8 protein-coding genes are annotated in these 12,363 nt (G+C 72.4%); 5 read left to right on the forward strand and 3 right to left on the reverse strand.

Features of this window, described 5'->3' with window-relative positions; translation table 11 throughout:
- Positions 1–52 precede the first annotated feature (52 nt).
- From BXA10_RS18365 to BXA10_RS18385, 5 genes are all read left to right on the forward strand, one after another.
- Entirely contained in the window at positions 53–1,084 is a 1,032-nt protein-coding gene (locus BXA10_RS18365; RefSeq protein ID WP_076471613.1) for a LacI family DNA-binding transcriptional regulator, read from the forward strand.
- Positions 1,081–2,754 (forward strand): ABC transporter substrate-binding protein, encoded by a 1,674-nt coding sequence (locus BXA10_RS18370; protein ID WP_139338039.1) that lies wholly within the window; start codon positions 1,081–1,083, stop codon positions 2,752–2,754. Before BXA10_RS18365 ends, BXA10_RS18370 begins: the two co-directional genes overlap by 4 nt.
- Before the next feature lie 62 nt (positions 2,755–2,816).
- A complete protein-coding gene (locus BXA10_RS18375; protein WP_076471614.1) occupies positions 2,817–3,812 on the forward strand; it encodes an ABC transporter permease in 996 nt (331 codons plus the stop codon).
- A 31-nt stretch (positions 3,813–3,843) separates the two neighbouring features.
- Entirely contained in the window at positions 3,844–4,773 is a 930-nt protein-coding gene (locus tag BXA10_RS18380; protein WP_076471615.1) for an ABC transporter permease, read from the forward strand.
- A gap of 1 nt (position 4,774) precedes the next feature.
- Positions 4,775–6,664 carry an ABC transporter ATP-binding protein gene (locus BXA10_RS18385; RefSeq protein WP_076471616.1) on the forward strand — a complete coding sequence of 630 codons (1,890 nt, stop codon included), beginning with the start codon at positions 4,775–4,777 and terminating at the stop codon, positions 6,662–6,664.
- Positions 6,665–6,726: 62 nt separating this feature from the next.
- Here the strand turns inward: BXA10_RS18385 and BXA10_RS18390 are convergent, their stop codons facing one another.
- Genes BXA10_RS18390 through BXA10_RS18400 form a run of 3 tightly spaced genes read right to left on the reverse strand, consistent with a single transcriptional unit; the run spans position 6,727 to position 12,022 of the window.
- Positions 6,727–8,259 carry an alpha-amylase family glycosyl hydrolase gene (locus tag BXA10_RS18390; protein WP_076471617.1) on the reverse strand — a complete coding sequence of 511 codons (1,533 nt, stop codon included), beginning with the start codon at positions 8,257–8,259 and terminating at the stop codon, positions 6,727–6,729.
- Positions 8,256–10,163 carry a GH39 family glycosyl hydrolase gene (locus BXA10_RS18395; RefSeq protein ID WP_175649239.1) on the reverse strand — a complete coding sequence of 636 codons (1,908 nt, stop codon included), beginning with the start codon at positions 10,161–10,163 and terminating at the stop codon, positions 8,256–8,258. Before BXA10_RS18395 ends, BXA10_RS18390 begins: the two co-directional genes overlap by 4 nt.
- A gap of 2 nt (positions 10,164–10,165) precedes the next feature.
- Entirely contained in the window at positions 10,166–12,022 is a 1,857-nt protein-coding gene (locus BXA10_RS18400) for a GH39 family glycosyl hydrolase (RefSeq protein ID WP_076471618.1), read from the reverse strand.
- Positions 12,023–12,363: the final 341 nt, after the last annotated feature.

Below are 12,363 nucleotides of genomic sequence, written 5' to 3' on the forward strand. Positions count from 1 at the left end.
ATGGTGCCTGAAACCGGTTTCTGTTAACCGCACGTTACGGATCGAGGGAGTCATGGGCAATAGTCGGGTCACGGTTCGGGAGATCGCCCGGCTGGCCGGAGTCTCGGTCGCCACGGTGTCCCGGGTCTCCAACGGCACCGGCCAGGTGTCCGAGGAGATGCGACGACGGGTCCTCGAAGCCATCGAGAAGTACGGCTACCGGCCCGACCACCTCGGCCGCGCCCTCGCCGCCCGCCGGCACGGAGCACTCGGCCTGGTCTTCCCCGGTCTGTCCGGCCCCTACTTCACCGAGCTGATCCAGGGCTTCGAGTCGGAGGCCGTGCCGGCCCGGGCCAGCGTGCACATCCTCTGCACCCACCTGCGCGAGGACTCCGACGACCAGGTGCTGGAGATGGCCCGACGGGTCGACGGCGTCGCGGTCGTCGGCGGCACCATCTCCGAGCCGACACTGCTGCGGCTCGCCGAGACGGTCCCGGTGGTCGTGCTCGCCGGCCGCGGCCTGGAGACGGTGCCCGCGGTCAGCGTGGACAACGCCCCCGCCATGACCACCTTGACCCGGCACCTGCTGGTCGACCACGGCCTGCGGGACCTCGTCTTCGTCGGCAACCCGGACGGCTCACCGGACGTCAGCGAGCGGTGGGCCGGCTTCCAGAACGCGTACCACGAGCTGGACCTCGCGCCGCCGACCGAGCCGCTGCGCCTCGCCATGCAACAGCACGACGGCGTGCTCGCCGCCGAGCGGTTGCTGGGCGGCGACGGTCCGGCCCCACAGGCGGTGGTCTGCGCCAACGACGAGCTCGCGCTCGGCGTCCTCGTCGGGGCGCTCGGCCGGGGTCTGCGGGTACCGGAAGACCTCGTCATCACCGGCTTCGACGACGCGCCCATGGCCGCGCTCGTCTCGCCGCCGCTCACCACCGTGCGGCAGCCGGTCCGGGAACTGGCCGCCGAGGCCGCCCGGCTGATCCTCAACGCCGTCGACGCCCCTGGCGTGGCGCCCGACGGCATCGTCCTCCCCACCGAGTTCGTCGTGCGCCGCAGCTGCGGCTGCCCGGCGGGATCCCCCACTGGAGGTACCGGCAAGTGAAACGATCGAGACTCGCCAGTGTCGCCGTCCTCGCGGCAGCCGTCGTCCTGGCCGCCGCCGGCTGCACCGGCACCGAACAGCAGTCCGGCCCCGGCACCGAGGGCCGTATCGCGTACCTCGACTACGGCGACTTCGGCGGCGGCAGCAACCCGCAGGCCAACTACAACCCGTACCTCGACGCGAGCCGGCTCGGCGCCACCGAGTACCTCTTCGAGCAGCTGGTCGCGTACGACAACTACGGCTGCCAGGCCAAGCCGTGGCTCGCCACCGAGTGGAACTGGACCGACCCGCAGACGCTGGTGTGGAAGCTGCGCGACGGGGTGAAGTGGAACGACGGCAAGCCGTTCACCGCCGACGACGTGACCTTCACCTTCGAACTGCTCAAGCAGCACAAGGCCCTCGACACCAAAGGCATCTGGCGCTACCTGAACGCCGTCGAGGCGACCGATGCGCACACCGTCACCATGCGGTTCACCCAGCCCGGCGCCGCCGCGTTCACCCTCTTCAGCGAGATCAAGATCGTGCCGAAGCACGTCTGGTCCACGGTCGGCGACCCGGTGACCTTCGCCAACGCCGAGAAGCCCGTCGGCACCGGCCCGTTCACCGTGAAGGCGTTCAACCCGCAGCAGCTCACCCTCGGCCGCAACCCCGACTACTGGCAGGCCGACAAGGTCATGGTCGACGAGCTGCGGTTCCACAAGGCCGACGGCGGCGGCCAGATCGACCAGCTCAAACTCAGCCGCGGCGAGTACGACACCAACGCGATGTTCGTGCCGGACATCAAGAAGGCGTACGTCGACCGGGACCCGGAGCACAACAAGTACTGGTACCCCTCCGGCGGCTCGATCAGCGTCTACATGAACCTCACCAAGGCGCCGTTCGACGACACCGCCTTCCGCAAGGCCCTGCTGCCCGCGTTCAACCGGCAGGAGATCGTCGACAAGGCGCAGCTCGGCTACGTCAAGCCGGCCAGCCAGACCGGTCTCGTGGTCCCGGGTCAGGCCGACTGGCTGCCGAAGGACATCGCCGACCAGGGCGTCATCGGCTACGACCAGGCCAAGGCCGACGCGGACCTGACCGCCGCCGGCTACCCGAAGAACGCGGCCGGCAAGCGGGTCGGCAAGGACGGCAAGCCGATCGCGTTCAGCTTCCGGGTACCCGGCTCCTGGACCGACTGGGTGCAGGCGCAGCGGATCATCGTGTCGAACCTGACCGCGCTCGGCTTCACCGTCCGGGCCGAGACCCCCACCCCCGAGGCGTACGAGAACGACCGGGCGATCGGTAACTACGACATGCTGCTCGGCGTGCACGGCGGTAGCTGCAACATGTTCCGCAACTTCCAGGAGCCGCTGGCCAGCGACCAGTCCGCGCCGGTCGGCAAGAAGGCCGTGAGCAACTTCGTCCGCTGGAACGACCCGCACACCGACCAGCTGATCGACACGCTGCGCACCGCCACCGACGAAGCGGCGCAGAAGGCCGCCGTCGCCGACCTGACCAAGGTCATGATGGAGCAGGTGCCGGTGATCCCGCTCTGGTACGGCGCCAAGTGGTTCCAGTACCGCACGACCAAGGCGGTCGGCTGGCCCAGCGAGGACGACCCGTACGCCGCGCCCAGCGACAACCTGCTGATCATCACGAACCTCAAGCCCGCCGGGGCCGACGCCAAGTAGCCGACAGCCGGCCGGCGCCCCGCGCGCCGGCCGGCCCGTCGGCGGAGAAGGGATCGGTACTCGTGGTCTACTTCCTCAGACGCTTCGTCTTCTTCCTCGGCACCCTGTGGGCGGCCGTCACGCTGAACTTCCTGATCCCCCGGCTGCAACCCGGGGACCCGGCCGAGGCCATCGTGTCCCGGCTCGCCGGGCAGAGCGAGAGCGTCGACCCGGCCCAGGTGCAGGCGATCCGGGTCATGCTGGGCACGCCCGACGGGAACCTCTTCGACCAGTACGTGCAGTACCTCGGCGCGGTGCTGCACGGCGACTTCGGCATCTCGTACACCTACTTCCCGTACAGCGTGACCCACATGATCGGGCAGGCTCTGCCGTGGACGGTCATCCTCGTCGGGGTCACCCAGATCATCTCGTTCATCGTCGGCACGCTGCTGGGCACCTGGGCCGCGTACCGCCGCAACAGCAGGGTCGACTCGGTCATCACCCTCGGCTCGACCTTCCTCGGCACGCTGCCGTTCTTCTGGCTCGCCCTGCTGCTCGTCTACGTCTTCGCCATCACCCTGCACTGGTTCCCGGAACGCGGCGGCTACGGCGGCGGCAGCTCACCGGGCTGGAGCTGGCTGTTCATCTCCGACGCCTTCCAGCACAGCGTGCTGCCGGCGGTCGCGCTGCTGATCACCGGCCCGATCGGCTGGATCATCGGGATGCGCAACAACATGGTGCAGAGCCTCGGCGAGGACCACACCCGGCTGGCCGTGGCGCGCGGCCTGTCCCGGCGCCGCGTCGCCATCACGTACGGGGCGCGGATCGCGATCCTGCCCAACGTCACCGGTTTCGCCATCGCACTCGGCGGCATCCTCGGCGGCACCGTGCTGGTGGAGACCGTCTTCAACTACCCGGGCATGGGCCGGCTGCTGCTCGAGTCGGTGTCCAGCCGCGACTACCCGCTGATGCAGGCGATCTTCCTGTTCACCACGGTCGGCGTGCTGGTGGCGAACTTCCTGGCCGACCTGCTCTACGGGTTCCTCGACCCCCGGGTGCGAAAGGTGGAATCGGCATGAGAATCGGCCACGACGAACGGGGTGAGGCCGCATGAGCACCCCCGCCCCCGCCGTGCCGGCGCCCGGCGCGGACACCGAAGGCGTCCAGGCCGCCGCCACCGCGGTCGCCCGAACCACCCGCCTGCCCGGCTGGTTCGTCATCCTCTGGCGCAACCGCAAGTGCCGCATCGGCCTGCTGATGCTCGCCGGGTTCATCCTGGTCGCGGTCTTCGCGCCGCTCATCGCCCCGTACGACCCCCGCGACGACGCCTTCCCCACCTCACTCGGCCCCACCGGCAGCCACTGGCTCGGCACCACCGCCCAGGGCGAGGACGTCCTCTCCCAACTGGTCGTCGGGGCCCGCACCTCGCTGATCGTCGGCCTCGCGGCCGGCGTGCTCTCCACCCTCATCGCGCTGGTCATCGGCCTGACCGCAGGCTTCGTGGGCGGCTGGGTCGACGAGGTGCTCTCCTTCCTCATCAACCTCGGCCTGGTCGTGCCCGCGCTGCCGTTGATGGTGACGCTCGCCGCGTACGCCCCGGTACGCGGGCTCTGGCTGATCATCATCGTGATCAGCGTGACCGGCTGGGCGTACGGCGCACGCATCAAGCGCTCGCAGATCATCACGCTGCGTACCCGCGACTACGTGACCGCCGCCCGGTTCGCCGGCGACGGCACCGCCCGGATCATCGCCCGGGAGATCGTGCCGAACATGACCTCGCTCATCGTGGTCGGCTTCATGGGCGCGGCGCTCGGCGCCATCGGCGGCGAGGCCGGCCTGGCCTTCCTCGGGCTCGGCGATCCACTGACCGTCAGCTGGGGCACCATGCTCAACCAGGCCAGCCTCGGCGGCGCGATGCTCACCGGTCAGTGGGCCTGGCTGATCGCTCCCGGCCTCGCGCTATCCCTGCTGATCACCTCCTTCACGCTGATCAACTTCGGTATCGACGCGCTGAGCAACCCCCACCTCCGGGAGGACTGACATGGCTCTGCTCGAGGTGGATCACCTCTCCGTCACCTACACCCCGCGCGACCAGCCGGCCAACCGAGCGGTGCACGACGTCTCGTTCCACCTCTCCGAAGGAGAGTTCGTCGGCCTGCTCGGCGAGTCCGGGTGCGGCAAGTCGACGCTCGGCAACGCCGTGCTGCGCCTGCTCAGCCCACCGGCACACATCACCGGCGGCCGGGTCGCCTTCGACGGGGTCGACCTGACCGAAGCCGACGACGAGCAGCTGCGGAAGCTGCGCTGGGTGGACCTGTCCACCGTCTTCCAGAGCAGCATGAACTCGCTAAACCCGGTCATCCGGGTGCAGGCCCAGTTCGCCGACACCTTCGCCGCGCACAAGGTGCCCGGCGACGTCACCGAACGCGCCACCGAGCTGCTCGAACTGGTCGCCCTCGACCGGCGGGTGCTGCGGGCGTACCCGCACGAGCTCTCCGGCGGCATGAAGCAGCGGGTGGCCCTCGCGCTCGCCCTCGCCCTGCGCCCCAAGCTGGTCCTGCTCGACGAGCCCACCACCGGTCTCGACGTCGTGGTGCAGCGCGGCATCCTCACCCGCCTCGCCGAACTGCGCCGCGAACTCGGGTTCGCCGTGCTGTTCATCAGCCACGACCTGGGAACCGTCCTCGAGATGGCCGACCGGGTGATGGTGATGTACGGCGGTGAGATCGTCGAGGATCGCCCCGCGGCGGAGATGCTCCGCGAGCCCCGGCACCCGTACACCCGTGGCCTGCTCGGCTCGTACGCCGACCCCCGGCTGCCCGACGTGCGGGTCAGCTACATCCCGGGCCGGCCGCCGGACCTGTCCCGCACACACGCGGGCTGCCTCTTCACCACCCGATGCCCGCACGCCGAGGATCCCTGCCGCACCATCCATCCGGATCTGCTCCCCGACCGGGGCGGCCTGGTGCGCTGCCTGGTGGCCCAGGAAAATCGGCTGCCCGTGGTCACCCTCGGCAGCGCCGAGGCCGCCACTGTCCTCGGTAGCCACTTCCCAGCCACCGGATCGCTCGACCGACCCGCCGACGCGGCCGACGCCGCGCCGGTGCTCACCGTCGAGCGGGTGAGCAAGCGTTACACCAGCCGGCGCGGAATGAGGACGAACACCGTGGAGGCGGTCCGCGACGCCTCGTTCGCGCTGCGCCCCGGCCGGGTCACCGCGTTGGTAGGGCAGAGCGGCAGCGGCAAGTCGACCCTCGCGCGGCTCGTCACCGGCGTCGAGCGTCCGAGTAGCGGCGAGGTCCGGTTCACCGGAGAGGGTGGGGCCGACGTCCGGGTGGACCGGCTGCGCGGCCGGGCCCTGCGCGACTACCGGCGGCACGTGCAGATGGTCTTCCAGGATCCGTTCAGCGCGTTGAACCCCACCCGCACCATCGCGTACGCGCTCTCCCGGCCGCTGGCCAACTTCGCCGGACTGCGCGGGGCGGCGGCTCGGGAGCGGACCGCCCAACTGCTGGAGAGCGTCGGTCTCTCGCCGGCGGGGCAGTTCCTCGACAAGTTGCCGCACCAGCTCTCCGGCGGGCAGCGGCAACGCGTGGTGACCGCCCGGGCCCTCGCGCCCGAACCACGGGTGCTGATCGCCGACGAGCCGATCTCCATGCTGGACGTGTCGATCCGCGCCGAGATCCTCGAGCTGCTCGGCGACCTGGTCCGTGAGCGCCGGCTGGCGATGCTCTACATCACCCACGACCTGCTCAGCGCCCGGCTCCTCGCCGACGAGGTGCTGGTGCTCAACCAGGGGACGCTGGTCGAGCGCGGAGCGACGCGCGAGGTGATCGGGTCGGCCCGCGACGACTACACGCGGCTGCTGCTCGACTCGATCCCCAACCCGTTCGGCAAGGCCGCCGGCCAGCAGACGCTGCCGTCGACCTGAGGCCGGACGTCGCGCGGCCGGGAAGGGCTCCACCCCGGAGGCGATCGGCGTGGAGCCCGCCGTCAGGCCAGCCAGGCGGCCGACCGGGCGGGCAGCTTCTCCTCCACTTTCGGCATGCTGGCCAGCAGCAGCCGTCTGCCGTACGGGCGCCAGTCGACCGGCACGTCGCCGAGGTTCACCAGGCAGGTCGGGCCGCGGTGTCCGCGGCGGAAGGCCAGGCACTCCGCAGGCGCGTCCCGCCAGGTCAGCTCCGCCGGCCGATCCCGCCACCACTCGCCGCGCAGGGCCAGCGCGGCCCGGGTCAGCGCCAGCGCCGAGCCGGGGTCGTCCCGCTGGCGGGCCACCGACACCTCACCCCAGTCCGTCGGCTGCGGCAGCCACGGCGTCGACCCGGTCGGCCCGAAGCCGTATGGCACCGACTCACCGGTCCACGGCAGCGGCACCCGGGCGCCGTCGCGCCCCCGTTCGGCGCCGCCGGAGCGGCGGAACACCGGATCCCGGATCGCCTCGTCGGCGAGCGTCACCTCCGGCAGGCCGAGTTCGTCACCGGCGTACAGGTACACCGCGCCGGGCAGCGCCAACATCATCAGCAGCACCGCCCGGGCGCCGTGCGGACCCCACCGGTCGGCGGCCCGCCGCACGTCGTGACTGCCGTGCACCCAGGCCGGCAGCCGGCCGTGCCGGCCGGTGGCGGCGAGCAGCGCGTCGACGCCGTCGCGCCACAGCTGTGCCCGCAGCGGCCAGTAGAGCGGGTCCATGGCGAACGCCTGCCCCAGCTCGTCGGGGCGCAGGTACGGCGCGAGCACCTCCGGCCCGCCCCAGGTCTCCGCCACGCCGAGGCGGTCGCCCGGGTACGACGCCAGCTCCCGCGCCCACCGGCGGTAGATCTCGTGCACCTCGTTCCGGTCGCTGTACGGGGCCGGGTCGCCGGGCCGCCAGCCTTCGGGCAGGTCGGGATACCCGGGGTCCTTCGACAGTGATCCGGCCGCATCGAACCGCACCCCGTCCACCCCGCGGTCCAGCCAGAATCGGATCGTGGCGAGCGCGTCGGCGGCCACGTCCGGATGCTCGTGCCGCAGGTCCGGTTGCTCGGTGTCGAACAGGTGCAGGTACCAGTCGCCGTCCCCGAACGGCGCCCAGGCCGATCCGCCGAAGATCGACGGCCAGTTCGTCGGCGGCTCGGCGCGGCCCGGCCCAAGTCCGGGCCGCACGTGGAACCGGGCGCGTTCCGCCGAGCCGGGCCCGGCCGCGCGGGCGGAGACGAACCACTGATGCTCGCTGGAGACGTGGTTGAGCACCAGGTCGACCAGCACCCGCAGGCCGAGCCGGTGCGCGTCGCCGATCAGACCGTCGACGTCGGCGAGCGTGCCGAGTCGAGGGTCGACGGCGCGGTGCTCGGTGACGTCGTACCCGGCGTCGTGGTCGGGGCTGGGGTAGAACGGCGTCACCCAGACCGCGTCCACGCCGAGCCCGGCCAGGTACGGCAGGCGCGACCGTAAACCCGGCAGGTCACCGAGCCCATCGCCGTCGGAGTCCGCGAACGAGCGCACGTACACCTCGTAGGTGACGGCCTCGCGCCACCACGGTCCGGTCATCGGGGGGTCAACTCCAGCAGGGAGAGCGACGGCATGGGCAGGGTCAGCGACAGCGTCAGCCGGCCGTCGTCCGGCGTGACGGTCACCGGCGGTTCCGCCTCGGTGAGCGTGTCGGTGCTGCGCAGCGCGATCCACTGCTCCTCGGTGGGCCAGCCGTCGACGCCGAGCCGGCGGGCGGTGGCGGCCAGGTTGGACGTCCGGTCGTCCAGCCTCCGGTGGCGCAGCTCGTACGCGCCGCGGTCCAATCCGGCCAGTGCCATCCGGACGGTCCGGTCGAGTCGGCGGCGTTGTTCCGGGCGGTCGAGCACGCTCTGGTCGAGGGTGCCGTTCCACACCACGGCGGCCACCCGGCCGGTCTCCGGGTCCATCGACGGCCACACCCGCACGAGGGTGCCCGCGCCGTCGCCGGTGAGCCGCGCCGGAAGTTCCACCTCGCCGAGCTGCTCCAGCATCCACAGCGCCCAGAACCGGGGCTTGGCCAGGTTTCCGACCGACAGCAGGCCGAACCCGCCGTGCACCAGCGCGGGCGGGCGGCCCAGTTCCTCGAAGTGGTCGCTCGCCACCCAGCAGGCCAACGCGTCCACCCGGCCGGCCGCCTCCCGCATCCCGGTGGCCACGAACGCGGCCGACAGCGCCGAGTCGTTGACCGGTGCGAAGTGGGTGGGGGAGGAGCCCCACTCGGTCCAGAGCAGCGGCGTGCCGGCGCGTCCGTGCCGTTCGAGCGCCGGCCGCAGGTCCAGCGGCGAGCTGCCGTAGACGTGGGTGGAGAGGAAATCCACCGGCGCGCCGGAGGCGTCGACGTGGTCGAGGAACGGCTCGATCCACTTCGTCGCCGCGGTCGCCGGCCCACCGACCGCAAGCCCCGGGCACGCCTCACGAACCGCCCTGGCGGTCACGTCGTACATCCGCAGGTACTCCTCGCGGGTGCCGGTCCAGAAGCAGTCCAGGTCCGGTTCGTTCCACACCTCGACCGCCCACCGGCGCAGCTCGGCGTCGCCGACCCTCGCCCGCAGGTGCCGGATCAGGTCGCCGACCAGCGCCGCCCATCTGTCCCAGTCCTTCGGCGGGCTGGACACGCCGGCCGCGGTGACCTCGCGGGACGGGTCGCGGGCCAGCGCCCGAGGCACGAACGACAGCTCCAGCACCGGCCGCAGCCCGGTAGGGGCGAGGGCGTCCAGCACCGCGTCGATGCCGGCGAAGTCGTGCACCGGGCGTCCGTCGGCCTCGCGGTAGACGCCGAGGTCGTCGCCGAGGATGCCGTGCGCGCGTACCCGCCGCACGCCCAACTCGCGGTGCACCCGCGACAGCGCCGCGGCGAGCCCGGCGCCCATCGGCTCGCCGCCCACCCGGTCGGTGCTGAGCAGCAGACTCAGATGCTCGGATCCGATCGTGTCCCGCCACGGCCGGTGCACCGGCCCGGCCGGGCGGGCGGCGTCCACGTCGACCTCGACCACGGCGTCGCCGTCGGCGTACGCCGCGACCGGCGCCGACCCCGGCCCGAGCCGGCCGAGGTCGGGGCGGTCCGGGTCGTACACCGGGCGCACCGCGTACCGCACGGTCCGTCCCGGTTCGACAGTCGTGTCGGCGTACGGCGGGCCGGGCACCGCGAGCAGGTCACCGCCCCGGTGGTCGACCACCCGGTACGGCCCGTCGCCGTCGCGGCGGTGCACCAGGTATCCGGCCGCGCCGGGCACGGTGTCCCAGTCGACGTCGACCTGCCCGCGGCCGGCGCGCACCCGGATCCGATCGCGGTCCGTGGTTCCGTCGGCAGGTGGGCGCGGCGCGTCGCGCCGAACCGGGTCCGTGCCGGGATCGTGCGGGTGGACGGTGTCCGGGCCGGACGTGTCGCCGGTGGCCCGGTCCGGTCCGGTTGCCGGCCGAGGCGGCCGTGGAACGCTGGACACGCTCAGCTCCCGGCGACCTCGATCAGTACCGCGCCCGGCTGCGGCAGGTGCAGCTCCACCACGGCGGCCCTGCCCTCGGTCGCGGTTTCGATCTTCTCCGCCGCCAGCGCGTCCACGGCGCGCAACGCGTCCCACTGCTCGCCGGCGGGCCACTCGGTGATGCCGAGCCGCCCGGCGAGGGTGGTGACGTCGCCGTGCTCCCGGTCGAGGCGGGTCACGGTCACCGTGCGGCCGGCCGCGCCGTCCACGGCGAGGCGGACCCGTCGGGCCAGCGAGGAATCACCGTCGCGCTTGGACTGGTCCAGGGTGTGCGCCCAGACGAGGATCGCGAGGCTGCCGTCCGACCGCCGGCTGGCCCAGGTCTGCACCAGGCCCGTCGCGCCGTCGCCGGCGGCCCGCACCGGCAGCTCGGTCTCGCCGAGCTGACTCAGCATCCGCAGCGCGTGGTACCGGGGCTTGGCGATCCCGCCGACGGTGAGCAGGCCGAAGCCGCCGTGCAGCAGCCGGGGCGGGCGGCCCAGCTCCTCGAAGTGGTCGCTGGCCACCCAGTACGACAGAGCATCGACCCGACCGGCGGCCGAGCGCATGCCGGACAGCAGGAACGTCGCCGCGGACGTGCCGTCGTTGACCGGGTGGAAGTGCGTCGGCGTGACGCCCCACTCGGTCCAGAGGATCCGGGCGTCCGGGAAGCCGAGCCGCGCCAGGGTCGGTCGCAGATCCAGTGGCGGGCTGCCGTACGTGTGGGTGGAGACGAAGTCGACGGGCGCACCCGAGCGGCGGGCGTGATCGAGCAGCGCGTCCACCCATCCGGCGGCGGCCGAGGACGGCCCGCCGACCGGGATGCGCGGGTCGACATCCTTCACCGCCCGGGCGGTCACGTCGTACAGCCGCATCCACTCGTCGCGGGTGCCGGACCAGAACACCTCGAGGTTGGCCTCGTTCCACACCTCGAAGTCCCAACCCAGCACCTCCTCGCCGTACCGGTCGAGCAGGTGCGCGACCAGGGCGCGGACCAGCTCGGCCCAGCGGTCCCAGTCCTTGGGCGGGGAGATGACGCCGCGGTACTGGAAGACCGTGCGCTCCGGGTCGCTGGCCAGGTCGCGAGGCATGAAGCCGATCTCGACGACCGGTCGCAGGCCGGTGGAGAGCAGCAGGTCGTAGACCCGGTCGATGCCGGTGAAGTCGAGCACCGGTTCGCCGTCCACCTCGCGGTAGACGCCGAGGTCGTCGTGGAGGATCGAGTGCGCCCGGACCGTCTCGACGCCGACCTCCTCGCGGATCCGGCGCAGCGCCGCGAGCAGTTCGACGCCGATCTCCCGCCCGCCGGAGGTGTCGGCGCAGAGCAGTTGAGAGAGGCGCTCGCTGCCGATCATCGGCTGCCACGGCCGGGCGAGCGGCATGCCGGTGGCGGCCGCGTCGACGGCCAGCTCGACGGTCGGCGTGACGCCGGTGGCCGGCAGCGACGCGCAGGTCAATGGCGCGCTCAGCGGCCCGGTCACGGTGACCTCGGGGACGGCGGCCACGGCGTACGTGTACGGCTGTCCTGGCTCGCCGGTGGTGTCGACGTACCAGGTGTCCGGGACGGACAGGACGTCGCCGCCGAGGTGGTCGACCGGGGTCAGCTCGCCCACGACGACGCCGTCGCGTACCGCGGCTCGGTGCACCAGGTATCCGACCGCGCCGGGCACCGGCGACCACGAGAGACGGACGTGGCCGACACCGGCGTGGGCGGCCAGGCCGTCCGGCGGCGAGAGGACGGGCGTGCCGTAGGTCGTGCCTGTCTCGTCGCTGCGCAGGGCGATCCGCGCCTCCCAGTCGGATCGGGCGTCGGCCGGCTGGTGGTCGCTGGTGCTCGTCACCGGGGCACCTCCTGGTGTGTCGGGTAGTCCGGTCCGAGCACTGTAACCGGTTTCTGTGCCGGTCGCGCCCCCTCGCCCGGCACTTTTTCGCGAGTACTGATCGGGTTCGGTCGCCCGGCGGAGGGCGCCCACGATGCGGCGAGGTCGCCTTGATCCCTTCCGGACGGCACCGCGCCGGTTCAGTCGTCGGCCGCCGTCACGTAGGCGTGCGACCGGTTGGCCCGGCGGTGACCGCCGCACCGGCAGCGGATAGGGGAGAGCCCACTCCCGTCCGGGCGGCGACCCGCAGGCCGCCCGGCTCGACCGCCCCACCGGCGCGACCTCGGTGGGGGAGCTGTGTC

It is taken from the genome of Micromonospora avicenniae (assembly GCF_900156065.1).
In the GTDB taxonomy this organism is placed as follows: domain Bacteria; phylum Actinomycetota; class Actinomycetes; order Mycobacteriales; family Micromonosporaceae; genus Micromonospora; species Micromonospora avicenniae.

Bases quoted from the DNA above. Each gene is read 5' to 3' on its own strand.
- BXA10_RS18365 (WP_076471613.1), top strand. From the start codon at position 53: ATGGGCAATAGTCGGGTCACGGTTCGGGAGATCGCCCGGCTGGCCGGA.
- BXA10_RS18380 (WP_076471615.1), top strand. From the start codon at position 3,844: ATGAGCACCCCCGCCCCCGCCGTGCCGGCGCCCGGCGCGGACACCGAA.
- BXA10_RS18385 (WP_076471616.1), top strand. From the start codon at position 4,775: ATGGCTCTGCTCGAGGTGGATCACCTCTCCGTCACCTACACCCCGCGC.
- BXA10_RS18390 (WP_076471617.1), bottom strand. From the start codon at position 8,259: ATGACCGGACCGTGGTGGCGCGAGGCCGTCACCTACGAGGTGTACGTG.